Raw genomic sequence first — 26,036 nt, 5'->3', positions numbered from 1 at the left:
CCAGTTTCTAAGCTTCAAAGGCAACGCTAGGTCTCCGACCATGAACTCAGGCTCCATTGCAGAAGCGGCCCCTCATCAGCCGGCACGGATCATCGACCCTCGTTCATAGATACAAGTGCCGCACATGCCACAGGAGTTTCCAGATTGTTTACACTTGTAATGACGTTCATCGGAAGAATGAAGCGCTTGCTCCTTCTCTCCGATCTGGACCGCTGCTGTGCCATCTGGTGGTTTTATCGCCAGCATTTCGGCATCACTCGCGAGTTGATCTTGGGCGCTACACAGACCGCCTCGGACAGAGAGCCACGAGCCGTGCGCGCTGGTTTTTCGCGCCAAACATGGTCCAAGAGAGTGGATTAGGCAGTGGGACTCTCAAGTCAAACATTGCCTTCGACATGGCCTCCAAAGTGGGCTGTTCTGGAGCGCAACTCCGCACAGTCGCAGCGGTCAAATCCATCGAAATTGATCACCCGAACCCGGGAATCAAGCGTATCGCAGCGTGGCATCTCATGTCTCAGTTTTCGGGCACGAGCGCGTGTTGCTTGACCGCTTAAGTGCTGCGCCACTGTTTCGGGTATCAAGCTCGCTCCTCGGCCTTACGTGACCGGTCGAAATCATCGACCGATCGGCGGCCAAGTTTGGTGCCGATGGTGCTGCTGCCGCTGGGGATGATGATGCCGGCCACGATGATCGTCGGCATGCCGATGATCATGCCGACGATCAGCAGCATGCTGATCATCATGGCGCCGCCGATGATCGGCGCCGGCTTCGCCGGCCCTTCCTTGTCGAGCCTTCTAGCCTCGCGCCGTGGTGTCTTTCTTAACGAAAAGTGGAGCCGCGCTGTCTACCACTTCTTTCGGAAGCATCCTCAGTTGCTCTGCGTCGAATGGCAGGTGAGTGAGATAGTTCGCGACCAGAGCCCCCACGGCTTCCGCCTGTGCTGCATCTCGTTGTCGCTTGAGCGGCTCCCTATCCGCACGCCGGGACAACCAAAGCTTATGGGCGGCCCAAACCCGCGGGTCTGGAGCGACGATGCGTACCGGTTCGCCCTTTTCGTCGATTGCGACCGCCTCGAAAGCCGGAGAATTCTGCAGCCAGTCGAGTCCTTCCATTTGAATGGCAGTCAGGTCTTCCGGGTCCGAGCCGATCTTGTCCGGAGCCTTCTTCCAGGGAGGGCTCTGCATCGGCTTGATCAAATCGACGAGATAGCCATCCCGGTTTACAGCACGGAACGTCTGCTTGGCGCGTTGGAAGCTGGTATCGACTCGTCGGAGTATCTTCAGGAGTGATGACTCGGAGACGTCGTCGTCCGCTACGAACGTAAGCCCGCCGCGCGCGTCGAACAGCAGATCGATGTCTTCGGTCGTGGCCAAGCCCGGATCGATCCTGACGCCGGAAGAGGCCTCATAAGCGTAGATCGCGTTCGTTCCGAGAATCCGAATGCCAGAACCTAACATCCCGAAGCCATCGAGAGCGCGCATGATCCGGGCTCCGATCAACGGCACGCGACCCAAGCCGAGCGCACGATTGACAGCGGCTTGTCGCTCCATGGTATCGCGCAAGTTCTTCACCCGGCCTTCTGCCGCGGCACGCTTAGCCTCGAAGTCAGATTTCATCTTTTCGGTTTCGGGAGAACGCGCGCCGAGCGAGCTTTGCTTCCGCAAGCCCGCTTTGTCGTAGTAGCTCCGGACGAGATATTCGCGACCTTTGGACTCCGCCCAAGTCAGGGAACCACGATGAGCATCGTGGGCCTCCTTGGCGTCCCTCAGGGCTTGGAAACGCTGCTGACTGTTGACCACCTCACGGCGCTGGTCGTTGTTAAGCTCTTGGAAATCCATGGTTTCAACACTTGGATTTGGTTTACGGCGCTAGTGTTGAAACGCCATTTATCATGAAATATCAATGACTTCAACAGCTCCATCGAATAATCACGCCAAACTGTTGAAACCGGGAACTTTTGTTCCCTTTCGGTGGCCTTTCATCCGCTCCGCTACCCGCCCCCATCAGACCACTGATCAAGCGCCTGTCTAGCGGTTGCTTCCCCCGCGAGGGCAAGATCACGTTCCAATTGGTAGATGAGATCCGCCAACTGTCGATCGTTCAACGAAGGCACCAGGTCGACGGCTTCGTTTTCGATCACTCGCACAGCGGCTACGCAGGAGTTCCTGCATTGCTTTGTGGGCGGTGCTGACGGTCCTCATCTCAGCAACTTTTATGGTACTCGCGATAGTGCCCGAAGCGTCATGGAGGGCGCGTACAGCACGTTGAGCCATCCTGACGAGTTCGGATCGAGAGAAGAAGCCTACGCGATCGCCGAGGCGCCGAGCGTCTGAAGAATGGCGATGTTCGATGGGTACGCTGTCTCGATGGCCGAGGCGCCTTCACCACCTTGGTGATCTTGAACTCGGTCTTGTCGCGCACGCCTAGCACAGTTCGGCGATCAGGCGATCCACCTGCTCGCGATATTTCTTCCGCCTGTCGTCCGGCCGGCGCAGGACATTACTGTCGTAGTAGCTCAGTTCCGTATTACTTAACGCCATCTCACCCTTCCTTCCGCTCGACTACGGTCGGCGGGCACCCCGATCTGGCGCGATAATGCCGCGGGCCGCCGTCGTGTCGGCCGGTTTACAAAACCGGCAACGAGGGCCAGCACTGCTCCTCGATCGGGGCAACCACCGCCTATCAACGCATCTCTCACAGCGTCTTGAGGTACTCGACAAGTGTTCGTCGCTCGGCATCGGTCAATTCTGGTCCGATGACGCCAGGCGGGAGCTTGGTCACATCGGTCTCCTTGCCCTCAAACGAATGTCCACGATTGCTATTTCCCAGCAGTGATACATTGAAGTCCGTCAGGCCGGCCGCACAGGCATCGCCCGCTTTCGTCTTCGTAACAAGCCCGACATTGACTGGATCGAACTGGCGGCCAAGAAGCTGTTCCGGCTCTACCGGGAAGAGAAGCTTGCGGTGCGTCGCCGTGGCGGCCGCAAGCGGGCGATCGGGACCCGGGCGCCGATGACGGTGCCGATGGCGCCGAACGGCCGCTGGTCGCTCGACTTCCTATCGGATTAGCTCACCGATGGTCGCCGCTTCCGTAAAATGGAGCTAAGGCGAGACTCAATCGCTACTTCTTTCAATGGTATTGCCAGAATGCCAGCCCCCCCGTAAAACGAGCCCCCGCACGGTTACGGGCTGTCATTCAGCCGTCGCCCGCAGCAGGGCCTGTAGCTCAATGGTTAGAGCCGGCCGCTCATAACGGTCTGGTTGCAGGTTCGAGTCCTGCCGGGCCCACCAGCGAATCAAATACTTAGCCGATTTTCATTTGACAGCCTGTCGGCCGCCGCACCAGAAATGCCTCGCTTCGTTGCTCGCAGTCGCGCTTCAGCAGTCCGTAAACTATTTCTCCGGCTTCGGGTTGGCTACGATTTCTCTACACGAACATAGATTCGGCGGCACTTCTGCTACGACATGATCGGCATGACGAATTCGGCACCGGCTCGTATCCCGGTTGGCCAGCGGCTTGTCACTGTCTTCATTCGCGTGTTGAAGCGGACGCCTTCCGGTCCGTGCATGTGATGATCGCCGAAGATCGACGCCTTCCATCCACCGAAGGAGTGAAAGGCCATCGGCACGCGAATTGGCACGTTGATGCCGACCATGCCGACCTTGATCTGGTGAGCAAATTCACGCGCGGCATCGCCGTCACGTGTGAAGATCGATGTTCCGTTGCCGAATTCGTGCTCATTGATCAGCCGCGCGGCCGTCGCGTAATCCGGCGCTCGAACGACCGACAGCACGGGCCCGAAGATCTCCTCCTTGTAGATCTTCATGCTCGGCTTGACATGATCGAACAGCGTCCCGCCCAGGAAGAAGCCGTCCTCGTAGCCCTGCATCCTGAACTTGCGTCCGTCCACGAGCAGCTTTGCCCCGTCCGCAACGCCCGCATCGATGTAGCTTCGGACCTTCTCCAGATGCTGCTGCGTGATAAGAGGACCCATCTCGGCTTCCGGATCAGTACCGGGCCCGACCTTCAGGCCCCGAACCTTCGGCTCCAAGGCGGCGATCAGCTTATCTGCGGTCTTCTCGCCGACCGGTACAGCAACAGAAATCGCCATGCAGCGTTCGCCGGCGGAGCCGTAAGCGGCGCCCATCAGCGCATCGACCGCCTGATCCATGTCGGCATCGGGCATCACGATCATGTGGTTCTTGGCCCCGCCGAGGGCCTGGCAACGCTTCCCGGTGTTCGCGGCGGTCGAATAGATGTATTGCGCGATGGGCGTGGACCCTACGAAGCTGACCGCCGAGACGTCCGGATGATGCAGCAGCGCGTCGACGGCTTCCTTATCACCCTGCACCACGTTGAAGACGCCATCCGGCAGGCCCGCTTCTTTCAGCCATTCAGCCATGATCAGCGAGGCGGACGGATCACGTTCCGACGGCTTCAGGATGAAGGTGTTTCCGCAGGCGAGTGCGACCGGAAACATCCACATCGGGACCATGACCGGAAAATTGAATGGCGTGATTCCGGCGACCGCCCCGAGCGGCTGGCGCGTGGAATAGCTGTCGACGCGGGTCCCGACATTCTCGGTGAGCTCGCCCTTGAGCAACTGCGGGGCAGCCGTCGCAAATTCGACCACTTCCATCCCGCGCTGAACTTCTCCGAGGGCGTCGGAATGAACCTTACCGTGCTCCGATACGATCACGTCGGCGAGCTGCCCTGCGCGGTCTTCAAGGATCCGCAGAAAGCGATTCAACACGCGCGCCCGTCGCAAGGGCGTCGTATCGGCCCAGCCCTGCGCTGCCCGGCTGGCCGCAGCCACGGCGTCCGCCACATCGGTCGCGTTGGCGGCCGCGACAGAACCCGTCTGCTCGCCCGTTGCCGGGTTGAAGACAGGCAACCTTCGCTCCGTACCGCCTGGCACCCGCTTGCCATTGATGAAATGGTTGATCTGCGTGACCACGAACATCTCCTTCTCGATTCTGATCTGACGCGCGCCTCAAGTCAGGCCGCTTTCATTCCCGCCATGTATTTTCCGATCACGCGCTTGTCGGCGCAGTCGGCTAACACTTCATGGACGATGCGACCCGCGCTCATGACGAGGACCCTGTCGACTAAGCCAAGCAACTCGTCGAGATCCTCCGAGATGAGCAGCACTGCGGCTCCGCCGTTCCGTGCCTCAACGATTCGGCGGTACGTTTCTTCGCAGGCAACGAAATCAAGACCGAACGTCGGATTGGATGCGATCAGCAATCGAACGTCTTGGGTGAGCTCTCGCGCCAGCACGGCGCGTTGAACATTGCCTCCGGACAGCGCGTTCATGCTTGCGGTCAGGCCAGGCGCTTTGACACGAAATTGTGCAACCAGCCTCTCGGCCTGTACAGCGAGCGCCCCATAATTCATCGCGATACCGCGGCAGAGTGGCGCCCGGTCGAAATTGCGCAGGGCGAGGTTCTCGGCCAGCGACATGCGATCAATGCAGGCGTTCTTCAGGGGCTCTTGCGGCAACCCGTAGACGCCAAGGCGGGCGATCTCCTTTCGCGTGCCGTTGAACGATGAGCCGGAGACGGTAATCGTACCGTTGCGATCCCGCTGCCCCATCATGGCCTCGACCAACTCCAACTGTCCATTTCCGGATACGCCGGCAATCCCGGCAATCTCGCCTTCGCGCACCGCGAGCGAAAGATCCTTCACGGCCGGAAGACCATTGTCCCCGTTCACGCAGAGGTCCTTGATGGAGAGGACAATGTTGGGCTTCGGCGGTGATTTCGGCGCGTGCTGCACCATCTTGCTGACGGGTTCGCCGATCATCGCTTCGGCGAGCGCATCGTCCGACAGGTCCGCGACGGCTCCCGTTCGCACTGACGCGCCGCGCCGCAGCACCGTCACGTCATCGGCGTATCGGCGGACCTCGTGAAACTTGTGGCTGATCAGAACGGCGCTGAGCTCGCCGGCCCGTGTCAAGCTGCGAACGTAGCCGAGCACCTCATCGGCTTCTGCCGGCGTGAGTACGGATGTCGGCTCGTCCAGGATGAGAAGCTTGCGCCCGAGATAGAGCTGCTTGACGATCTCGGCTTTCTGCTTCTCGCCCGCAGAGAGCTGAGAGACTCGCACGTCGAGCGGGACGTGGAACGGAAGCTTCTTGGTGACTTCGGTCAGCCGCTTCAGCTCGCTTTGCCAGTTGATGTAGGCCGGCAGTCTCGCCCCGCTGACAACGAGATTCTGCGCGACCGTCATGGACGGAACCAGCGTGAAATGCTGGTACACCATTCCGATGCCGAGCGCGTCGGCATCCTTCGGCGAATTCAGCCTGTGCTCGCGCCCGTTGACCTGGATATGGCCATTCTCCGGATGGTAGAACCCCACAAGGCATTTGACCAACGTGCTCTTTCCGGCGCCATTCTCCCCGAGCAGCGCATGGACAGTGCCCGACCGGATCAGCAGCGACACGTTGTTCAGAGCGAGATTCGCTCCGAAACGCTTCGTCATGTTCAACAGTTCGACTTGCGGGGCGGTCATCGGACGATCCTCAGGGGATGTATTCCTGTTACAGCGTTTCTCATCGGTGCAGCTTGAGTTCGCCGGGCGCATCGGCGAACGGAGCCGCGCGCGAAGTCGAGGCCACCATGATCGCCAGCGTCAGGATGTAGGGAGCCGCGTTGAACAGGTAATAATAGCCGGTGACGCCAACACCCTGCAGCGCCGGCCCGAGGGCGCCTGCACCGCCGAACAGAAGTGATGCACCGAGGGCGTTGATGGAACGCCAACGCGCAAAGATGACGAGTGCCACCGCCATGATGCCCTGCCCGCTGGAAAGACCCTCACTCCAGCTCCCGGGATATGAGAGCGACAGGAAGCTGCCACCGATGCCTGCGAGGAAGCCGCCGGCCATCGTCGCCAGGATGCGCACCCGCAACACTGGAAAGCCAAGCGCGCGTGCCGCATCCTCGCTGTCTCCGACGGTGCGCAGCATCAGTCCCCAGCCAGTCCTGTTCAGGAAGACATAGACTGCAAAGGCCAATAGAATTCCGACAAAGAACAGCGCGTTCACGTCCGACGCTGCTCGCACTTGCGGCACGCTCGACCAGAATCCTAGAGATATCGAAGGAAGCGCTGGCGCCTTGGGTTCGATCAAGGGTTTGCCGAAGAAGAACGCCAGGCCTGTACCGAGCACGATGAGGCTGATGCCGATCGCCGTATCGTTGACGCGCTTCACGCTGCAGAGGAGACCGTGCACCAGGCCGAAAGCGGTTCCGGCCAGCCCCGCTGCGAGCACGCCGAGCCAGGGCGAACCAGAAAGATAGGAGACCCCGTATCCCGCCATGGCGCCCAGCATGAGCGTACCTTCGAGACCCAGATTGATGCGCCCCGATTTTTCGGTGATGAGCTCACCGATGCTGACGAAGATGAAGGGCGTGGAGACACGAATCGCTCCTCCCAGAATTGCGAGTGGCAGCGTGAGCCAGCCGATTGATGTCACATCCATGCCTTACCTCCGCGTGTTTTCTCGGAGTTGTTGCGCAATTGCATCCGCGACGAGGACGCAGACGAAGATCAGGCCCTGAAACACCAGCATCGTTGCGTCGGGAAGCTCGAGGCGCCGTTGCAGCAGGCTGGCACTTGCCTGCATGCCGCCGATCAAGAGCGCGACTGCGACAATCGCGAGCGGCTGGTGGCGCGCCAGGAACGCGACAAGGATTCCGCTATAGCCATATCCAACGATAAGTGAGGAGTTGGCCGTCCCCTGCACGGCCGCCACTTCGATCGCGCCGGCAACTCCTGCCATTCCGCCCGCCACAAACGTCGCACCGATGACCCAGCGATTCACGGCCAGGCCGACCATCCTCGCGACCCTGGCGCTACCGCCGACCACGCGCAGCGCAAAGCCCCATCGTGTGTAGCGCAGCACGACGTGGGCGATGATGGCCAGCGCCAGGCTGACCGCAAGCCCGGCATGAACGCCAACCCCCGGCAGCACGGGCAACATGTAGGACGGATCGATCGGATGGGTCGACGGCTTGTCGAGGCTCGCCGGATCCCGGAGCAGGCCTTCCGTCAGATGGTGAAAGATCGCGATCCCAATGTAGGACAGGAGCAGACTCGAGATCGTTTCATTCACACCCCGGTATTGCCGGAGCAGACTGGCCAGACCGAACCAGAGTCCTCCGGCCAGAGCGCCGGCGACCAACATGATGACTTGCATCGGAAGTGCGTGCGCTCCCGCAAACGGCAACGTCACGACGGCCCCTGCAAGTCCTCCGAGCACCAGAGCCCCCTCGCCGCCGATGATCACCAGCCCTGCCTGTGCAGGTATGGCAACGGCCAAGCCAACCAAGATCAACGGTGCGGCCCGCGACAAAGTATCCTGCCAAGCGAAGCTGCTGCCGAAGCCGCCTTGAACGATCAGGCCGAACACCGTGAAAGGGTTTTGCCCATACAAAGCGACGAAGGCCGCAAAGACCGCCGATGCAAGCAGCACCGCCAGGACGGGCAAGGCCACGCTGAGCTGGGCTGCGGTTCCCGGCGGGTTCGACGGCGGGGACTCGATTCCAGAGATCGAAGACAAGGTCGCCCCCCTTAGACTTGGCCGATGATGCCTTCAACGAGGTAGTTGATACCGTCGAGCGCGCGGTCGTTGCTGCTCTGCATAACGCCGGCAGGGATGACCACGTTACCTTTGTTGTCCTTGAGCGGGCCGCTGTAGACCACGAGCGTGCCGCCGATAAGGTCTGCTCTTGCCTTATCGGCGGCCGCGCGGGCCTCGGGCGTGACGAGCTTTCCGAAAGGACTATTCTTGACGAAATGGTCAGAGATGCCGGCACGCAGATAGTGCTCCGGCTTTTTGCCGCCCCGGACGCTTCCGGCATACACAAGATATGGCGTGATCCAGTTCCATTCGGCTCCTGTGAGATAACCGTTGGGAGCGACCTCCGCTTGGCTCGAATGGTAGCCGCACGACATGACGCCGCGCTTCTCGGCCGTCTCGATCACTACCTTCGGGCTATCCACCTGGGCCGCGATGACGTCGGCGCCCTGGTCGACGAGCGTATTCGTCGCTTCTGCTTCGCGCACGGGAAGCACCCAGTCGCCCGTGAAGATGACCTGCACCTGAATGGCGGGATCGACCGAACGGGCGCCGATCGCGAACGCGTTGATGCTTCGCAGAAGATTGGGCGTCGGCTTCGCAGCGACGAGGCCGAGCTTCTTGCTCTTCGTCATGTGGCCCGCGACGATTCCGGAAATGTACTGCGCCTCGAAAATGTAGGCGTAGAACGTGCCGATGTTTTCGGGCATGCCCGCTGTCCAGACGCCGCCGGTGTGAGCGAAGGTGACATCCGGATATTTGGCCGCCATCTCCAGAACGTGAGGCTTGAAGTAGCCGAAGGACGTCGCGAGGATGAGCTGAGCGCCATCCTGGCGGATCATCCCTTCCATGCTGCGCTGGGCGGCGATTGTTTCCGGAACGCGCTCCTCTTCGATCACCTTGATGCCGGGTTGCTTCTTCAGCGCCGCTGCGGCCTGCGCATGAGACTGGTTGAAGCCATAATCCTGTTTTGAACCAGAATAGAGGATCCCGACCGTGAGCGGCGTTTCTGCGTGGGCGGCCCCGATGTCGAGCACGAATGGTGCGGAGCCGGCAGCGGCCAGCATCTGAAGGAACGAGCGACGGTCGAAGGGTTTCAAGGTCATTTTTCTCTCCCTGGATGATCAGGCTAGGACGAGGATCGTTCGGCAGCAGAGAGCAGGCCTGGGGCATCACATGCGACGAGGTCTGCTTCCAGTTCTCTCCGTTCGGCGGCGGACAGGGGCGTGACGGGCGAGCGCACGGCGCCACCGGCGATGCCAATCAGATCGCACCAGTGCTTGACCGCCGCGTTCGGCATATGACCGCTCTTCAGTGGGTCCATGATCCACTTGTTGAAGACGACCCGTTGCGGTGCGAGTGACGCGCAAATGCGCGCCGCCTCTTCCGTTTGTCCGGACGCCAGCAGCGCCACGTAGTTCGCGATCGGCCGAAAGTCCCCGCGTTGGTACAGGTAGGGCTCAGGGTCGGCATACAGGATCGACTGACCTTCGCGCTGCATGTTGCCGAAGAAGTTCTCTTCCAGAGGATCGGAGACGAGCACGCCATTCCGCGCGGCTTGGCGAAGCGCAGCGTTCTCGGCTGCATTGCCGGTGGTCTTCAGCAGCTTGAGGTTGGGCAGCGAACAAAGCTGCGTGAAAACGGCAGGATCCAATGGGCTGCCTGCAGCGGTTCGGGCGTTGAAGATGACGATCGGCATCTCCAGACGCGTGCAAATGTGGCGCAGATACGCGAACTGCTGCGCAGGGGATCGCGGCCCGGAGGTCGGGACCATCAGCACGGCGTGACTGACGCCGAGCCGACGCGCGTGCTCGCCAAGCTCGATGGTCTCTTCAACCGAAGGACCCGAGATCACCACTGAGATCCCGAGGCGGCTTCCGGCCTCATTGGCGATCACTTCGATAACGCGCTTCCTCTCCTGCAACGTGAGCGACCAGACCTCGCCGATCAGCCCATTGCAGAACACTCCCGCGAGGCCAGCTGCGATGTAGTGGCGGACATTCCGGCGAACCCCGGCCTCGTCGATGGCCCCAGAGTCGTCGAAAGGCGTGTGAATCGCCGCCCAGATTTCAGGAATGTTTTGCCCGACCGCCATGCTCGTTTCCCGCTATTGACCGGTTCATCCTATTTATCATTATAAACCGGATTTGCATGAATATGCCTATTATGGGAAAAGTGTCAATCGACGAGTCGGCTGGTTTCGTGGGCGCGCGCCTGACCCGGCCGAAGCAGGCAGCGGAACCTGTTGACGACTTTGGAGAATTCGGATGACGCTTGAACTAGAAAAAATGCCGAAGCAGCCCGGGCGGCTGAAAATTCAAAAGCGGGCCGATCTCGTCACCGAAGAGATCAAGCAGTTGATCACCCAGAAAAACCTTCGCCCGGGCGCCAAGCTCCCGATGGAGAAGGAGCTTCAGCGGCTGTTTTCGGTCAGCAAGAGCACCATCCGCGAGGCGCTAAAATCTCTTGAGGTCCAAGGACTCATCACGGTCAGCACGGGTCCCACCGGCGGAGCAACGATTATCGAGGTGCCGCTCGAACGCACGTTTCAACTGTTGCAGAACTATCTGTTCTTTAAGGAAGTCAGCATGGAGGACATCTATGCGGCGCGGCGATTGCTGGAGCCGGAATTGGCCGCCGGCTCAGTTCCGTTTCTTTCCGACGAACAGCTAGATGCTTTGGAACACAACATCGAAACCTGCCAGCCGACCTCTCACGAACCATCTCGTCTCGTTCGGCAACGTCAGGCAGATCTGGATTTTCATGACATCCTGGCTGCCGCAAACCCCAATCCGTTTCTTCGCTTCGCGTGCGAGTTGATCAACGAGATGCTCCGCCGTCTGGTTGTCTTCAGCACGCAGACCCCGCCGGAGGAACACGCGAAATTCGGGTGCGCCAACGTCAAGTTTCACGCGGAGATCGCGAAGGCCGCCCGCGCGCGAGACAGCGAGCGTGTGCGTGCGCTGATGAGGGCGCATATGGAAGAGGCTTCTCAATATGTGAAGCGCCTGGACGGCCGGCTCGACGGTCGACTGATCCTTGACTCGGAAATGGCGCCGCGCCTGCGACCGCTGTCGTGACGGACGTCCTACTCACAGAGGACGGTCAATTCAGCTTCGTCCGGCGTATCACGAATGTAGATCTCGGCTGTCTCCAACTTTGACCAACCGAACAGCGCGCATAGTTCCGGCGCACGAGCGCCGCTTTCTGCCATCGCCACTGCGCTTGCCTTGCGTAAGCCGTGGGAGCTGCATTGAGGAAGGCCCGCGGCATCACACCATTCGCGCATCTTGTTGCCGAAACTGGCAATAGTGAATGGGCGGCCAAGATCGTTTACCAAGTAGGTAAGATCGCCAGTCGGCGTGGACGACAGTGCGAGTTTCAGCTCCGCGGTGAATCTCGCGACGATTGTCTTGCGGGTCCTGGCACGGTTACGCCCCTTCCACGCAACAAACTCCAGATACCCATCAACCTCGTGTTGTCGGCCGATGCGGCAAGCATCCGAGCGACGCGCGCCGATATTGAGCATTATCTCGAGTGCGAGCCGTGCCTTTGAGCCGATCTCGTGGTGCTTGCGATACTTCTCGACTTCAGAGTGCGTCCAAGTATGCCAGCCCTCTGTTTCGTTGATCTTCTCCACGCCGATCGCCGGATTGGTCTTGGCGTGCTTTTTGCGAACTGCCCACTTGAACAATGAACGTAGATACTTCACCAGCTTGTCAGCAGCGCCGGGCGTCGCGCTGCGCTTGTCTCGACTGCGCTCCACGTCCTCGGTTCGGAACGCTTCGTATGGCAGATTGCCCGCGCTCTCGCAAAAGCGATTGAGCACCCCGCGCTTGTCGTTCTGTGTCAGCACATCGAAGCGCTTGAACTCTTCAGAGCGACAGTACTGGTCAACGAGCCAGTAGAACGTTTTCTCACGCGGGGTCGAAGGCGGCGCGGCGGCCTTCTTTGACAAGCTATCGAGCGCGGCGAAGTACGCCTGCATGAACTCGGGGGAGATATTGCCGTTGCGATCCTCAAATACCTCGCAAATTCGAACCTTCTTGAATCCTGGTTTGCGGACGTAATAACGAGGATTTCCCCTGGGATCTGGGTCATAGACGCAGTATCGCAGGCGCGTTTTGATCACGCGACCACCTCATCAAACGGGTTCCTTTCGTCCGCCGGGTTGTCGCGTAATGCCTCCCAGGCTTCACGAACCTGCCCCACGTCCCACAAAACGACGCCATCAATCTTTCTGCCCTTCGGCATCCTGCCATCTTTGACCCACTCATCGAATTTGCTGGGTGAGACCGCCACTGATGCCGCAGCCTCGTCCCGCCTCATAGCGAAGCGCGGGGCGGAAGCCGCCCGCGGAGACAGTGCGCCAGTGCCGAGGGACATTACCGCACCGCCCTTTCCTGCTCTGCTTCCATCCGGGCGCGAACAGCGCGCACAATTTCAGAATTTTGACTGCTACAATTGCGCGCCGCCTGCTCACGTATGAATTGTTTCACGTCCGCGGGCAGCCGAACCAATTGTCGTTCGAACTCTAGCTGAGACATGCGACACTCTCCGATATCAGAAGTCATTCGCCAACGAACTCGCGCGGCACCGAAGTCATGAGCACGCCGGGAAAATACGGGGCCCGCCAGCGTGAACCGGCGGGCTGGCGCTCCACACCCACGACCGGCAGTAGCTCGAAACCCTTACGGGCCGCTAGGAATCGACAATTTGACTCTCGCTCGCGCCGCGTTTCGATAGCCGTCATGCCTCGCCCTGTCCGCCACACACCTACCCACGCAGACGGTCGGCCGATCAAGATCACCTTTGGCGAAATGCGCGAGATGGGCTTGCGCGGCGTGCTCGTCTATTGCCATTGCGGCCATCACATTGCTCTGGACGCCGACCGCTGGCCTGACAATGTAAGGCTCTCCGATCTCGAGCCGCGATTTGTCTGCCAGGGCTGTGGGTCTCGCGGTGCCGACGTTCGGCCGGACTTCGACTGGAACGCCAAAGCGCCTTTCGGTGGCTTGGGGTATCGATAGCCGCTTAAAAGACGGCCCCGGCCGTGGGGGCTTTTGAGGTGTGGAAGGCCGGGGCCGCTGGAGGTGCCGGACTGCGTCGGTCCAGCCACCCAAGCCTAGGAAAACTCGGCATTCAGCTCTGTTCGCTTTCACACTTTTGGCAGTACGGTTCCCCTCAGAGAACGGAGTAGCTGCAATGAAAGACATGCAGGCTCAGTTGGAAAAGCTCCGGCCAGATGCCGCCGCCCTCATCCGAGACCTGGCGACTGACCCGAAGAAACGAGAGCTCTTCACGAGGCTGGCCGATCACCTGACGGTTCTCGCCTCAGAAGTTGAACGCGCAATCGCGGACAGAGTGAAGCAGACCCGATGAAGGCGGGCTGGGCGCCCTTGGGGCCAGCCAACGGCGCTTTGACGTACCGGGAAAAATCGGCAATACTCGCCGTATGGTTGCTCTCGATGAGATTGCAGATGCCCGCCGCCGCGAAGCTGACTGCGCGCGTCGACTGAGATTAGAGGGTCTGGTCGAGGACATCCGGAAGACCATAGAGGGACCGAGTAGCGCCAAAGAGAAGGTGGCGCGGATCAGAGAGCTGCTCGCCAAGGCTGGCGCGACCCAAGAGTAGGCCCGCCAGCGTGAACCGGCGGGCTCTTTCATTTTTCAAGTGCGTCACGCGCCTGGGTTCAGAAGCGTTTCAAGCGCTCTCCAAGCCTATGGAGAGGCACTGAAGGCTCGGGATGAACTAATCGAGACTATCGCGGACGAATTCCGCCGAGCTGGGCGTGTGAAATGGGGTATGAGGGCGCCAGGTGTGCCGAACTATCTGCATTCGCACGATGAGATAGATGATTGCCTAGTTGCTGGCGACCGACATTCCCCCAAGATCAAGACTCAGCTTCATGCCGAGCTCAATCGTGACCGTCTCGAGATCGCGGCGAAACGGAAGAAATCGGCCTGGCCCGCCGCTGAGGATTTGGTTGAGCAACTTTTCGCGCCCCTACGGGAATAGGGATTCAGGTGGGGGAGCGGTGGTCTCCGGAGGCCATTGCTGCCATTGATGATTGGCGCCGCAACCAGCCGGATTTACCGGGGCGCCCCGAGGCTATCCGCAGGCTGGTAGAACTGGGGCTGAGGACGAAAGGGAAATAGCCCAAAATAGCCATCGACTCCGATTGGTTCCGATGGTCCTATTTTCGTGCTCCAGGCTGTGGTCGGGGACTTACGCAGTGGCAGACAGCGCTCGCTCTTACATCGTCACTGCAATCGCCGTGGTAATCGGCGGAATAATCTTTATGTCGCCGAAAGTGGGCACCACAACGCCGGCTGCCGCTACTGCGGCGACGAGGCCTTCGACGCAAGCTCCGATACCAGATGATCAGGCGCCGGCTCAACGCATCACCCAGGTACAAATCATTAGGCCCGGCGACTTTCCCGATACAGCAGTTGAGAACACGCTTCGTAAGAAGTGCGAAGGGGAATGGCGCGACGATTTCCGCATGAGGGTCTATTGCGAAAAACAACAGCGCGAAGCGGCTCGCACACTGACCGAGGGGAGCCCGCAAGACGTCCCGAGTGACAAAGCTTCCGTCGTCAGGAGCAAGTGTGCGGCTGACTGGCCGGACGACTATCGCATGCGCGTTTACTGCGAGAAGCAGCAATACACAGCATTTCGCGAACTGGGTCGGCGCTGACCCAGAGGTTCAACGATGGAGGCGGCGTTGATTGCGTTCTTAATTATTTTTGGAGTTGTGGAAATTTTGGGCGGCTTTTCAGTCTTTGTGGTCGCCAAGAGTGCGATCCACGAAATACTTGGCACACTGGCAATGGGGTTTGCGGTAATGACATTTGGACTCGCAGCGCTGCTATCTGAATTTAAACTCGTTCGGGAACTGCTCGAAAAGAGCAAGTCGCCGCCGCCACTGACAAATTAAATCAGGGCGTAATCCAAGTAGCCTCGGGAACGTTCCGGCGGTGCCGTAATTTGGAGAGCAATGACGAGCACGACCGTAGTTCTCATTCCCGGCATGCTGAAGGCGCTTCGCCTGGTGCGCGTCTACGGCTTTATGGTCGAGCGCAGAGACGGCCTCTATTACCCCGGTAGCAACCACCCGGCATGCTCGAAGGCTTTGGCAGAGAAGATGGTTGAAGGCGGCTGGCTGGTGAAACAGGGAGAGCGTTATCAGCCTACAGAGAAGGGTTGGCATGCAGGAGAAGCCGGTTCGGATGTGGGGTAAGAGAGGTGGAAACCCAGGGGCGCCCGGTGAAGATCACCTTTGGCGAGATGCGGCAGATGGGTGTGCGCGGCGTGCTGGTCTATTGCCATTGCGGCCATCACGTTGCCCTGAGCGCCGATTGCTGACCTGACAAGGTCCGACTTTCTGAACTAGAGCCGCGCTTCGTTTGCGCCGGTTGCGGCAACCGTGGGGCCGAAGTCAGACCCGATTTCGAGAGCGGCACGCCGCCCCAATTTGCCGTCGTCAAGCGGCCTTAAACGGCGACGGCCCCAGCCTTGGGCAAAAGCTGGAGCCGCGCGCCAGGTACTCGGAGCCTCCAGGCCCGACAGGGTGGGGGGACGGGCCTGAAGCATCGGAAAAATGCACCGCGCCGAAAAGTGTTCCTATTCTGGCGGTTGGAGCCCCGGCGGCCCTGCCGTCAGTGACGGACTATGCCGAAATGGCCTCAAGCGACCGGATCAGGGTGCGCTGGAGAAACCAACTCCAAGTCTTGGCGTGCTCATAGTCGGGGTCCTCTGGATCGAAAAGATCCGGCCACTCACATCCGTAACGACGCTCACCGGTCATGGAATACTTCATCAGCGCGATGGCGCCCGCCAATGTCGTCGGGACGGTAGCCACCATGGCGCAGGCGGTCTCCGTGTCGGCTTCTGCGGCAAGCTCGACGGCCTCGTCATCGTACTGCTTTTCTAACGCCGCCGGGTAGGCCTCGGCAGCTCGCTCATGGGCAGCTATGGCGGCAAAGATCGAGTCGGGTTCGGTCGCCACGGCGGAAGGTAGGGAAGCGATTGCTGCGGCTGGGGCGGCCGCGGCAAGGCCGGCGAGGATGGCGCGCCGGGGAAGCGCTGTAGTGGTCTTTGAGGGCTTCTGCATCGTCCCCTCCTCATGCCGCTTCGAGTTCAGGAAGCGCAGCGTCGCCGCCACGGAGCGTCTTCGGCCGGTCGATATCGACAGGCGCTAGCCCATCGTCCTCAAGCGGCCTTGAAAGCGGCGCGCAGGAATGGGTCGCGGAAGAGTTGGGAAAGACGTGTGGTAGACTGATTCACAGCTCGGGCCATGGGGCTACTCCTGGCTTGGGTTAGGGCCGGATAGGAAGTTGGGGCTTCCTTTCGGCCTGATTTTATGATAATCCTAAAACATGGTGAAGTCAATAAGGGATAATCCTAAAAAGGGACGCGGGCGTCCGGCTACGGGTAAGGAACCGATGGTTGGCGTTCGGATGTCTAAGGATTTTCAGAAGGAGATCCGCGCCTGGGCGAGCGAGCAGGATGACAAGCCGGCGTTAGCTACGGCCATCCGCCGGCTGGTCGAGATCGGGCTGAAGGCGAAGGGGAAATGAGCGATACGCAAAAAGCTGGTGAGATGACGTCTACCCACAGCAATCGGTGGACACCAGCGGAGGATGATGCCTTTCGGAAGATGGCAGAGGCAAACATTCACCCCGAACTGATCGCGAAAACGCTGAATCGGTCAGTTCACGCTGTCAAGGCACGCGCCTACGCAATCGGGCTCCCATTGAAATGGTTTAAGCCAAAGCCGAAGGGGAAATGAAGTGCTGAGGGGAAGAAACATGAAGCCGCTAATCGGACTTGTCGTGCTGCTCTTTGCGACTACCGCCGCCCTTGCTCAATCTCCCCCGAAGGCCCCCAAAAAGCCGCCTGTGCAGGCCAAGCCGCAGGCGCCATTAGGATGCAAACTCGTCGGCACGGTCCGAGGCATCAAGATCTGGGCGGGTGACTGCATTGCTGCGGCCGCGTCGGAAACGTCACCGCCGCCATCTCCGGCTGAACCGCCCGGCGCCGTCAACGCCCCCGCAGAGAAGCAGTGATCGGCATCGTTCCGGCTGGCCAGTCGGGGTTAAAGGTGGAGCCAATGTCTGACCTGGAAGAACGCGCGGAGACGGAGCAAAACCGCGAAGCAACTGTCAAACAGCTTTTGCGCCGCGCTGCCAAACGCACCAGACCGAGTCAGGCCTTTTCGATCGTACTTCACGGCCAGGAGACAGGCGCGAACCGCGAGTTTGCGCCGGATCGAGACTCGGACGCCATGTTATGGTTCCTGATTGCGCTCCCGGTATTCATGGTCGCCCATGCAATCTGCGTGAAGATCGGCGCGATCTAGGAAGCTATCCCACGGCTGCGCTGAAAGATCTCCAAAGAAAAACCCGCCGGCCTTGTGAGCCAGCGGGAGTTATTCAGATAGCGAGAGGCGGACACCTATCGCTCCGTGGTATTTAGCACCGCAGCCTGCGACAGTGAACGGCACCATCAATTCATCCTTAACGCTGTGCGGTGCTGGGACGGGGCCGTGGGGGACATACGCGGCCTTTTGCTTGGGGTGAGGACCCGCCACGCAGCCAGCCCCCGGCGGGCCCCTTAAAGCGCCACGTGCAGTACCTGCACGACATGCACGTGCAATTTGTCGGCCAACCCCAGCCGCCAGTGTAACGAGGCCATTCCAAGATCAAACTGGGGCACCGCTCGGAACTAATAATCCCTCCAGACGAGCCGGCTGCAATTCGAGCATTGGTAGACCGAAATCTGACGCCTTTCGCGGGGGTCGAGAATGGTGGATCGCAGCTCGGTGACGATGTGGCAATCCTCGCACCTGGGGCGCAAATCGGTCCACGATGATTGAGTGACCACTAGCTGTTCGCGCATGTGATTCGCCTCCCCGTCCAAGGGATCAGATCGCGAATCCGGCATCAATATATATAATGGGTTAGTTAAGCGCGCTTCAGGACTGGCACTCCACTTGCTCTGCAATGCCCAATCCGTCAGACCCAAGGTGGGCCTGTTTCATATTGAGGCGAGCCGATGCAACCGATGCCCCGTTTCGAAGCGATCGCACCAACCCAGCTCCATGCGCTGATCTCCGACCTCCGACGGCGCGTTCAATTCCTCGATGCCGACATTGAGGAGGAAGAGCGCAAGTCTCGTGTCTTCGACCCCGCTAACCACTCCTACCCGATGCTGGCTCTGACGTTGCGAGAACGCCGCGACAATCTGCGGACGACCGTCGCCACCCTGCAAAAGCAACTGGAGACCATCCTTCTACCGGCATCGGAGCGCGCCGCCTGAGGCCGTTTGCCACGGGTCGCCAGCACACACACCATGACTCAAGAGGTCAACACAGCAGCCACCGACACGCAGACGCCGGCGCCGCCTCGGGGCTCCGACCTGCTCGGCGAAGCCCATCTCGCTACAGCCGGCGTTGTCATGACCGCCTGGATCGGTGGCCTGATTTGGGGCGGAGTAGCATTGGTGATCTGGCTGTTACCCTAGAATAAATAGTGGGCGAGTTGCGCGGCTTTGATGGCGCCGCAGACGATCATTCCCCAAAGCGCGCAGCTGATCTGGATGGCGTCCAGCATGTCCCGTTCCCCGTGGACTAGTTCGTCAGTTTTTTCTTTGATTAGAGCCGCGAGTCGCAAGCAGCGCCAGACAAAGGCTGTTGTGCGCCGCCGAAGGATGCACAGCTCATTCGTCTGGCTGAAGGGCCGCGGGATGCCGGCCGCGCGGCAACTCAGGTGCCGCCGCCAAACTCGCAATTTCATGCGCGGATTCGCCAAACGGCACATCTAGTGCGGGAGGATCACACAATCGCCTTGAGCGCCATAACTTAGATTATTTTCCGCAAGTTCTCGCCATACCGGCGATGTTGAATCTTGAGGAGGCTGGCACTTCTATCCAAATGGTTGTGCCGGAAAACTAGAGTCCCAGCCGGATAGCCCCCCGGGCTGGGGCTTTTCTTGTGATGGTGCTGAGTCTTCGGTTAAGCCGGTCCACGTAGAATAGCCGGTGTTGTGCTGTCCCATACTCGCGGGCGCAAATTAGGACAGTGCAGTCAGTCGCCATCTTTTGTCTTTGGCTTATCGCCGCGGGCCGGGGTGATGAACACTAATTTGAACGCGGGCGCCGGGTATTTCGCTTGGAAGAGACGCACCGCCTCGGCTGCGGAATCCGCAGTTACACGTTCTTGAACAAGCCCACTATCGGCCTTCCCCTGAAAGCCCACCACAAAGGTTGGCATGAGGCATCTGTCTCCTAAGATGCCTTTTGGACGAGCATGGGTCGTGCCACCGTTTATGTGCCGGATTGGGACGATCCACGGGACATTTAGGAGGAGAGCGCACTCTGCCTTCACTTCCCATCCGCGGGTGCGGCCAGCCAGGAACATACATGAACTAATCTACCCCTTAGAGGTAGGTTGGCGTTACAAATCCTGAACACCAACAGATCATGGGCAGAACTTGAAGTGTCCTAATCTCGATTTACGAGTGTCCGAATTAGGGCAGCCCCAAGCGTGAGACGGGGTAACCACGGACCCTGTTCGCGAAACGGGTGCAGCGCTGGATTTCCACTCGCGCCGTCCTGAACGGGCATCACCGTCGCTAGCGATCGGCGGCTCGGCACACTGCCCCCGCCGAAACGTGTGCCGAGCCTAGCCGATCTCGCTGGTCGAATTCCCGACCGGCTGATGTCGATATTGTACCAACTATGCGGTTCTGAAAATTGCCTCGCTGCAACACTCGCGAATTTTCGACAGCTGCTAAGATTGCGACCGAACGTGCACTAATGTAGCGTGGCCGCCACACTCCGATGTGTTCCGACTCGGAACATGATTTCGGGACTCAACGTCACCGCCAGATTTTGGAATCATCGTCGCCAACCGGGCTGGAAGTATCGTACATTGCACTGACAGACAATTTTCCCGGACAAGGCCGCAGCGCTCAACGCCTGCGGCCTTTTTCGAGGCCGCCAGTGTCGACATTAAAGCCTAGCGTCGGATCAGACATCGTATTGGTCCTTAATCAATGGATCGAAATTTCGCGCGGCCGGCATCCCGCATTGGAGCGGAATGTGGCCCGATGCTCCGCGCCGCGGGCATAAGGTCGTCGAGCTTTTGTCCAATCGACAGCCTATCGCCAGGAATGAAGTCTGAGATTTTTCGAAGCTCCGACTGAGCGGGATGGCTTTCGCTCTCGAACTTCAAACTCGTGCCGCGCTGTGCGCATGTCGGGTAGCCGACCACCCGGTTGAGCGCGAAGTCGATCTCAACGTCGTTGTTCGTCGAGTCTTTCCTGGGGGCCTGCGCTGGCCAATGCGATCGACGACTGCGTCCTCGATGGCAAGCGTCACCTCCGATGCGGCCGCGATCAGAGCTTCGAGGAAGGCCGAGGCGTCCCGTCTTGCTGGCCGGTTGCACGAAGGCGAACTTGCTGGTGCGATCGATTGCGACGTAGAGGTAAAGCTTGCCTTCAGCGGTCTGGAGCTCGGCGATATCGATGTGGAAATAGCCGATCGGACAAGCCTTGAACTTCTTCTTCGAGGGCTCGCCGCCTTCTACCTCCGGCAATTGGCTGATGCCGTGTCGCTGGAGGCAACGATGCAGGGATGACCGCGTCAGATGCGGGATGGCCGGCTGCAGCGCATAGACGCGATCGTCGAGTGGCAGCAGCGTGTGCCGCCGGAAAGCGACGATGATCGCCTTCTCCGCGATGGAAAGGACAGTCGACTTGGTCTCCTTGGGGCCTGTCGGCAGATCGGTGACAGTCCCGCTCTGCTTCCACTTCGGAACAGTCTTCTCGTTGATTCCGTAGCGCTTGGCGAGGGCTCTCGGGCTCTCGCGATGACGCGCTCCGCGATTGCTGTGGGCTGAACCGTGCGCATCGGCAACGGTTCTGCCGGGACGCACTGCAGCTGAAAACCTCAGCCTACCTCGTATTGCTACTCGATTTGCTGCGCGCTCTCAGCGCGCGCGATGATTAGCTGCGTTTGTATTCCCACATCCGTCGATTACTCGCATAGTGCGTGTGGTACGCTCATTCTGAGCGCGTCACGTGAGCTATGGAAATCAGTAATTGCTGTGTACTTGGTCACTTGGGATCTAAACAAACATAGGGCGAACTATGCGCAGGCGCGACAGAACCTGATCGATCACATTTCACGCTAGGGTCACACTAAGACGATGGGCCTCGATTCCGTGTGGTTCATGTAAGCACCATCGACCGCTGAGGCGCTATATGCCGACATCCAAAAATACATGGACAGCGCCGACAGGCATATGGTCACGACCTGGTGAGTGGTCAGTATCGTGGTTGATTGTCCCAATCGGTCTGGGACTGGATCTACGCGCGCATCTAACTGAAGGCCTTCACGCCTCAGGCGCAAATCCGAGTTTATAATGCAAAGCATGAAAATGAATTCATGGGACGGACTAAGCCCCGGCCAGTTTTTGGCGCGAGTAGCGCTTTTCAATCGCTATCACAGCCGCAGTTGCCGTCGGCACATTCGTCGCAATCCGCTACATGGTCGGCTTCTATCGATGATCGCAGCTCGCAGTGCTCAAGCACTACGGCCGCGAGTGCCACGCCCGATTGGTTCTGCAATCGTCGGTGGCTAGGGCTTTGCTCTCATTTCAGGCGGGGAGCTCAGTCGATGACCAAAATCAGTGGAGATCAACCCATTGCACGGTACGCAGATCGAATCCGAAGGCACGGTTACGGTCGCAGTGGATCGCATCCGGAAGATAACCGTCCGATCCATTGAGTTGGTTCTTTCAAGCCGCGATCCACGGCGTCCAACTGGATCCTACGGACCTAGGCTACAAATACTACAAGGCGGCCTTGGACCAGGATCCTGGAGTGGCGCAGGTCGATCAGAAGTACTGGAACCAATGTCCTCACTTCGGGCAGCATTCCGCCGACTTCCTACCCTGGCATCGGGCCTCCGTTCCACTTCGAACAAATTCTGCGGGAGCATACCGGCGACAGCAACTTTTCGCTTCCCTATTGGAATTATGGCCCGAACACGAACCGGAAATTTCCGAAGGCGTTTGGAGTACAGCATCTGGACGGCAATCCCGGCAACGACGCCGACGACAACATAAACCCGCTATTCATGAAGGAACGCGACTTCTACCTGACCTACTACGAACATCCCCTAATACCGAACATGCCGCTGCTGGAGCTGTCCGACGCTGTCGTCGACAACACTTCGGTCCTGGCCACGGACGTCTTCTTCGGTGCCACAGAGGATACCGGTATCGGTGGGGGAATAGCGGACAACACCCCTGGAACGCGGGGACTGCTCGAGAGCCGGCCTCACGACAACATTCATCGTGTTGTCGGGGGAATCATTCCCGGAGCTGCGGTTGGCCATGATCAGAATGGCCATGAGATCGAGATCGATGCGCTTGGCGCCATGGCGCGACCGCCGACCGCGGGCTTCGATCCGATCTTTCCGGTGCATCATACCAATATCGATTGGATATGGACGCAATGGAGCGTCATGCCAGGCAAGAAGTGGGGTACCCTTCCAGACGCCTCTTGGTTCATGGAGAGGCCATGGTTCTTCTTCGATGCGAAGGGAAACTGCATCAACGAACCGCGGAAATCATACTTCGATCACCGAGCGCTCGGAGTGAAGTTCAAGTACGAAGACCTGTCCAGCATGCCCCTTCCCTTACCCTCCTTTCCCGCCGCGCTAGTGGTGGCAGACAGCGGAACGGCATCGAGAATAAAGTCTACTCAGGCGGTCGCGATTCTTGATTCGAGAATTGAGGCGGGATCGGCTCAGAACACAACGATCGTATTTCCTTCTCGAATGCTTGATGCCTTACGATCGGCCTCCTTCGACCGTTCTCAGAAACGATTATTGCTCCGAATCGCGATAACGGGCTTGAATAGACTGCCGATCGTCGGCTTCGATGTTCACCTGACCCGCGCGGCTCCAAGCGGGGAGTTGAAACGCACTGATCCGAGTTTTCTTGGCTCCGTACATCTATTCGTCCATGAACACCATGACGACGAGGTCTTTCAGGATTTCACGATTCAGGACCCGACAGTCGTCGATTCCGCGTCTCCGGCCGTCACCTTCGTGCCCGTCGCGCTCACGCAAAGCATCGGTACGGGCCGGCCGAATCTCCAAGGAAGCCCGTTAAGGATCACGAGCATCGCCGTTCTCGCGCAGGATCGGTAAGTGACGTTGAAGTCCGAAAAATTCGCCCAAACATGTCGCGGATGGAGCAGGTGATCCTAATTACCGGGCGTTGCGAGAACCTAGCATCAAGATGGTGCTGAACAAGTAGCGACCAGGAAGAGGAAGCCGCTGCCCGCGCAAATGCAAGCTTGGTCATATCGGGCCGAAAGGGGCGCCCCCTTAAACCGTGACGACAGTTTGTCCTGCGACAGCGTGACAATCACGTCGGCGCGATGTTGTTCGATCGAAATTCGATCGCTGCGAAGGGACGTCGAGGCATTGTGACCCAGGCTTGCCCCAAGAATCTTCCTTAGGTTTCTCCGTGAAGGATCACACGACTTAAACATCTGATAATATTGGTATATTTGGTTGGCCACCGTGGCTCGAACCTGAGACCCGCTGATTAAGAGTCCTGAAGATCAGCAGGTCTTTCAAGAAGGCAACCGCAGACCAGAACGATGAAGGCCCTTTGATACCCTTGAGGTATTACCGAGAGAACAAACCGGGATCATAGCGCCCATAGGCATGACGGCTTCCGGCTATCGCATCGATCAGGGCTCGAGGCCGTGCTCCCGGAGAACCTTGTGCATCAGCTCGCCCTTGATCTCACGTGCGATTTCGCTGAGGATCTGTGCTCCGACCACCCGCCGGGCATCGACATCATCCGTCAGGCCATGCTCCGCGAGCCGCTCGTTCAAGCGCGTCGGAAACTCATCTTCCAGCGCATCGGCAAGCCGGTCCCGCATCGCGGCATGATCATCGGGGGCGATTCGCCTCACCACCGTATCCCAAGGTTCCCAGCGCGTTGCTAGAAAATTCTCGAAACCCGTCGCTTCCTGTTCCCGCACCGACGTCTCAGCCCTGGCAACGTCCTCCGGCGTGACGTCAGAGAGATTCAAGAAGCGCATATCCGGGGCGATGTGGCGCAGCTCCAGCCGATCCCGTAGCTGGGTCTGATAGGCAAGATAGACCTCGATCTCGTCGATATTGGCCTGCGGGTCGGCACGCCGGAGCGAGCTGACCCTCTCGCGTGCGATGTCGTCAAGCGCCCCCAAACGAAACATGACACGGCCATGTTGGAGCAGTTGGTCGAGCCGATTATCATAGAGCCCATCCTTGACATCAGCGTTCAGGCGTGCGGTCTGCATGCCGTTCCAGGTCAAAGTGATGCGATCCTCGCAGGAGGCAGTCGCTCCATTGGCCAGCTCGAAAAACTGCTTGCGCAGTCGCGGCCTCATCGCGGCCTGTAGCAGATTCTCGGCCACCTGGTCGCGGAACGCCTGATGGCCATAGTTAACGGTGCCCGCGAGTCTTTCGAGAAACAGAGCGAAGTCCTGCCCACCCGGCTCTGCGGCGAAGCCCTGCCACGCGTCCACTGCGCCAGGCTGGTCCGCGAGCCAGTCCGCGACAACCTCGTGCAGGAGCCGCGGCTGATCTTCCACCGGTTGTAGCGGCATCGACAGCAAGACCTGCGGTCCGGCATAATCCGCGCCACGCGTGGCTGACGCCAAATCGGCCAGCACCGGAGCCGGTATCGGATTAGACCGCAGGTCGATGCTGGACACGCTGCCGAGCTGCGTCAGCACGGTCGCGGGCAGGCCGGTCAGCTGATTATTGCTGGCGCCGAGCATTTCAAGGCTGACGGGGAGTGTCTCGGGCAGATTGGTCAGCTGATTTTCGCTGACGTCCAGGTATCCAAGTCTGGCCGGAATGGCGGGCAGGCTTGTCAGCTGGTTGTCGCTTGCGTCCAGGTAGCGCAGTCTGGCTGGAAGATCGGGCAGGCTCGTCAGCTGATTTTCGCTGACATCCAGGCGCCGGAGCCTGGCTGGAAGCTCGGGCAGACTGGTCAGCTGGTTATTGCAGGCGGAGAACTCCTCGATCGTTGCCGGAAGGGCGGGCAGATCGGTCAGTTGGTTGCCATCGACAGTCAAGCTGCGGAGCCTGGACGGCAGCGCTGCCGGCAGGCTGGCCAACTCGTTGGCCATGAGGTGGAGGTGCCGGAGCCTGCTCGGAAGGGCGGGCAGACTTGTCAGCCGGTTGTCAGAAGCGTAGAGGTCCCGGAGTCCGCCCGGAAGCTGGGCCGGCAGGCTGCTCAACTGGTTACCGATGACATTGAGGGTCCGGAGCCTGGGCAGGAGTGAGGCTGGCAAGGCAGTCAGGGACAATGACGACAAATTCAGCTCGTCTCTGACATCACCCTCGTCCCGCCATGCCCTCGTCCGGCGGACCCC

Annotated in this window: 26 protein-coding genes, 1 tRNA gene and 2 pseudogenes; 14 read left to right on the top strand and 15 right to left on the bottom strand. The window is 59.6% G+C overall.

The window, feature by feature from the left end; genetic code table 11:
* Positions 1–577: 577 nt before the first annotated feature.
* Both E4K65_RS47835 and E4K65_RS36445 read right to left on the bottom strand, forming a co-directional pair.
* Positions 578–730: a Sec-independent protein translocase family protein gene (locus E4K65_RS47835; RefSeq protein WP_167771436.1), complete on the bottom strand. Its 153-nt coding sequence runs from the start codon at positions 728–730 to the stop codon at positions 578–580.
* Between the two features lie 64 nt (positions 731–794).
* Complete coding sequence (locus E4K65_RS36445; protein ID WP_135178200.1) at positions 795–1,838, bottom strand: GSU2403 family nucleotidyltransferase fold protein; 1,044 nt, start codon at positions 1,836–1,838, stop codon at positions 795–797.
* Between the two features lie 1,087 nt (positions 1,839–2,925).
* Here E4K65_RS36445 and E4K65_RS36430 point away from each other — a divergent pair.
* Positions 2,926–3,066 (top strand): annotated as a pseudogene (locus E4K65_RS36430) (IS3 family transposase); the annotation flags it as partial.
* Positions 3,067–3,215: 149 nt separating this feature from the next.
* A tRNA-Ile gene (locus tag E4K65_RS36425) sits at positions 3,216–3,291 on the top strand.
* Positions 3,292–3,458: 167 nt separating this feature from the next.
* On the opposite strand, the gene E4K65_RS36420 is transcribed toward E4K65_RS36425, so the two are convergent.
* The 6 genes from E4K65_RS36420 to E4K65_RS36395 are packed head-to-tail and all read right to left on the bottom strand — an operon-like array spanning position 3,459 to position 10,674.
* Positions 3,459–4,964 carry a CoA-acylating methylmalonate-semialdehyde dehydrogenase gene (locus E4K65_RS36420; RefSeq protein WP_135178199.1) on the bottom strand — a complete coding sequence of 502 codons (1,506 nt, stop codon included), beginning with the start codon at positions 4,962–4,964 and terminating at the stop codon, positions 3,459–3,461.
* 35 nt (positions 4,965–4,999) lie between these two features.
* Positions 5,000–6,514, bottom strand: coding sequence for an ABC transporter ATP-binding protein (locus E4K65_RS36415; RefSeq protein ID WP_135178236.1), 1,515 nt, complete (start codon positions 6,512–6,514; stop codon positions 5,000–5,002).
* A gap of 40 nt (positions 6,515–6,554) precedes the next feature.
* Positions 6,555–7,481: an ABC transporter permease gene (locus E4K65_RS36410; RefSeq protein ID WP_135178198.1), complete on the bottom strand. Its 927-nt coding sequence runs from the start codon at positions 7,479–7,481 to the stop codon at positions 6,555–6,557.
* Between the two features lie 3 nt (positions 7,482–7,484).
* Positions 7,485–8,561, bottom strand: a complete 1,077-nt coding sequence (locus tag E4K65_RS36405; RefSeq protein WP_135178197.1) for an ABC transporter permease — start codon at positions 8,559–8,561, stop codon at positions 7,485–7,487.
* An 11-nt stretch (positions 8,562–8,572) separates the two neighbouring features.
* Positions 8,573–9,685, bottom strand: coding sequence for a BMP family ABC transporter substrate-binding protein (locus tag E4K65_RS36400; RefSeq protein WP_209312123.1), 1,113 nt, complete (start codon positions 9,683–9,685; stop codon positions 8,573–8,575).
* 23 nt (positions 9,686–9,708) lie between these two features.
* The gene (locus E4K65_RS36395) at positions 9,709–10,674 is read right to left on the bottom strand and encodes a dihydrodipicolinate synthase family protein (RefSeq protein WP_135178195.1); all 966 of its coding nucleotides are present in this window, start codon (positions 10,672–10,674) and stop codon (positions 9,709–9,711) included.
* A gap of 172 nt (positions 10,675–10,846) precedes the next feature.
* Between E4K65_RS36395 and E4K65_RS36390 the strand changes: the two genes are divergently transcribed.
* Entirely contained in the window at positions 10,847–11,659 is an 813-nt protein-coding gene (locus E4K65_RS36390) for a FadR/GntR family transcriptional regulator (protein WP_209312122.1), read from the top strand.
* 8 nt (positions 11,660–11,667) lie between these two features.
* Here E4K65_RS36390 and E4K65_RS36385 read toward each other — a convergent pair whose 3' ends face one another.
* The 3 genes from E4K65_RS36385 to E4K65_RS50080 all read right to left on the bottom strand — a co-directional run bounded on the left by E4K65_RS36385 (position 11,668) and on the right by E4K65_RS50080 (position 13,126).
* The gene (locus E4K65_RS36385; protein WP_135178194.1) at positions 11,668–12,711 is read right to left on the bottom strand and encodes a tyrosine-type recombinase/integrase; all 1,044 of its coding nucleotides are present in this window, start codon (positions 12,709–12,711) and stop codon (positions 11,668–11,670) included.
* Positions 12,708–12,833: a hypothetical protein gene (locus E4K65_RS49580; RefSeq protein WP_283813916.1), complete on the bottom strand. Its 126-nt coding sequence runs from the start codon at positions 12,831–12,833 to the stop codon at positions 12,708–12,710. The genes E4K65_RS36385 and E4K65_RS49580 overlap by 4 nt, the downstream gene beginning before the upstream one ends.
* Before the next feature lie 131 nt (positions 12,834–12,964).
* A complete protein-coding gene (locus tag E4K65_RS50080; RefSeq protein WP_135178192.1) occupies positions 12,965–13,126 on the bottom strand; it encodes an Arc family DNA-binding protein in 162 nt (53 codons plus the stop codon).
* A gap of 204 nt (positions 13,127–13,330) precedes the next feature.
* Here E4K65_RS50080 and E4K65_RS49015 point away from each other — a divergent pair, with 204 nt between their 5' ends.
* The 5 genes from E4K65_RS49015 to E4K65_RS36355 all read left to right on the top strand — a co-directional run bounded on the left by E4K65_RS49015 (position 13,331) and on the right by E4K65_RS36355 (position 15,823).
* A complete protein-coding gene (locus tag E4K65_RS49015) occupies positions 13,331–13,609 on the top strand; it encodes a hypothetical protein (RefSeq protein WP_135178191.1) in 279 nt (92 codons plus the stop codon).
* A gap of 175 nt (positions 13,610–13,784) precedes the next feature.
* A complete protein-coding gene (locus E4K65_RS47830; protein WP_167771434.1) occupies positions 13,785–13,961 on the top strand; it encodes a hypothetical protein in 177 nt (58 codons plus the stop codon).
* 854 nt (positions 13,962–14,815) lie between these two features.
* A complete protein-coding gene (locus E4K65_RS36365; protein WP_135178190.1) occupies positions 14,816–15,280 on the top strand; it encodes a hypothetical protein in 465 nt (154 codons plus the stop codon).
* A gap of 15 nt (positions 15,281–15,295) precedes the next feature.
* The gene (locus E4K65_RS36360) at positions 15,296–15,520 is read left to right on the top strand and encodes a hypothetical protein (RefSeq protein WP_135178189.1); all 225 of its coding nucleotides are present in this window, start codon (positions 15,296–15,298) and stop codon (positions 15,518–15,520) included.
* A gap of 60 nt (positions 15,521–15,580) precedes the next feature.
* Entirely contained in the window at positions 15,581–15,823 is a 243-nt protein-coding gene (locus tag E4K65_RS36355; protein ID WP_135178188.1) for a hypothetical protein, read from the top strand.
* A 429-nt stretch (positions 15,824–16,252) separates the two neighbouring features.
* Here E4K65_RS36355 and E4K65_RS36345 read toward each other — a convergent pair whose 3' ends face one another.
* Positions 16,253–16,747, bottom strand: coding sequence for a hypothetical protein (locus tag E4K65_RS36345; RefSeq protein ID WP_135178187.1), 495 nt, complete (start codon positions 16,745–16,747; stop codon positions 16,253–16,255).
* 411 nt (positions 16,748–17,158) lie between these two features.
* Between E4K65_RS36345 and E4K65_RS36335 the strand changes: the two genes are divergently transcribed.
* The 5 genes from E4K65_RS36335 to E4K65_RS47825 all read left to right on the top strand — a co-directional run bounded on the left by E4K65_RS36335 (position 17,159) and on the right by E4K65_RS47825 (position 19,107).
* Positions 17,159–17,374: a hypothetical protein gene (locus tag E4K65_RS36335; protein ID WP_135178185.1), complete on the top strand. Its 216-nt coding sequence runs from the start codon at positions 17,159–17,161 to the stop codon at positions 17,372–17,374.
* Positions 17,375–17,393: 19 nt separating this feature from the next.
* Positions 17,394–17,651 (top strand): hypothetical protein, encoded by a 258-nt coding sequence (locus E4K65_RS36330; protein WP_135178184.1) that lies wholly within the window; start codon positions 17,394–17,396, stop codon positions 17,649–17,651.
* A 44-nt stretch (positions 17,652–17,695) separates the two neighbouring features.
* Positions 17,696–17,944, top strand: coding sequence for a hypothetical protein (locus tag E4K65_RS36325; protein WP_135178183.1), 249 nt, complete (start codon positions 17,696–17,698; stop codon positions 17,942–17,944).
* A 704-nt stretch (positions 17,945–18,648) separates the two neighbouring features.
* The gene (locus tag E4K65_RS36320) at positions 18,649–18,903 is read left to right on the top strand and encodes a hypothetical protein (protein WP_347340979.1); all 255 of its coding nucleotides are present in this window, start codon (positions 18,649–18,651) and stop codon (positions 18,901–18,903) included.
* A gap of 33 nt (positions 18,904–18,936) precedes the next feature.
* Positions 18,937–19,107, top strand: a complete 171-nt coding sequence (locus E4K65_RS47825; RefSeq protein ID WP_167771433.1) for a hypothetical protein — start codon at positions 18,937–18,939, stop codon at positions 19,105–19,107.
* A 562-nt stretch (positions 19,108–19,669) separates the two neighbouring features.
* Here the strand turns inward: E4K65_RS47825 and E4K65_RS36315 are convergent.
* Together E4K65_RS36315 and E4K65_RS36310 are read right to left on the bottom strand one after the other, a co-directional pair.
* The gene (locus E4K65_RS36315) at positions 19,670–19,855 is read right to left on the bottom strand and encodes a hypothetical protein (protein WP_135178181.1); all 186 of its coding nucleotides are present in this window, start codon (positions 19,853–19,855) and stop codon (positions 19,670–19,672) included.
* 1,146 nt (positions 19,856–21,001) lie between these two features.
* Positions 21,002–21,520: pseudogene (locus E4K65_RS36310) on the bottom strand (transposase family protein); the annotation flags it as partial.
* Between the two features lie 941 nt (positions 21,521–22,461).
* On the opposite strand from E4K65_RS36310, the gene E4K65_RS36305 reads away from it, so the two are divergent.
* Positions 22,462–23,805, top strand: coding sequence for a tyrosinase family protein (locus E4K65_RS36305; protein ID WP_135178180.1), 1,344 nt, complete (start codon positions 22,462–22,464; stop codon positions 23,803–23,805).
* A 551-nt stretch (positions 23,806–24,356) separates the two neighbouring features.
* On the opposite strand, the gene E4K65_RS36300 is transcribed toward E4K65_RS36305, so the two are convergent.
* The gene (locus E4K65_RS36300; RefSeq protein ID WP_235885877.1) at positions 24,357–25,790 is read right to left on the bottom strand and encodes an NEL-type E3 ubiquitin ligase domain-containing protein; all 1,434 of its coding nucleotides are present in this window, start codon (positions 25,788–25,790) and stop codon (positions 24,357–24,359) included.
* Between the last annotated feature and the right edge of the window lie 246 nt (positions 25,791–26,036).

The sequence above is a fragment of the Bradyrhizobium niftali genome (genome assembly GCF_004571025.1).
Lineage (GTDB): Bacteria > Pseudomonadota > Alphaproteobacteria > Rhizobiales > Xanthobacteraceae > Bradyrhizobium > Bradyrhizobium niftali.
This window is presented reverse-complemented; position numbering and strand designations above follow the sequence as displayed.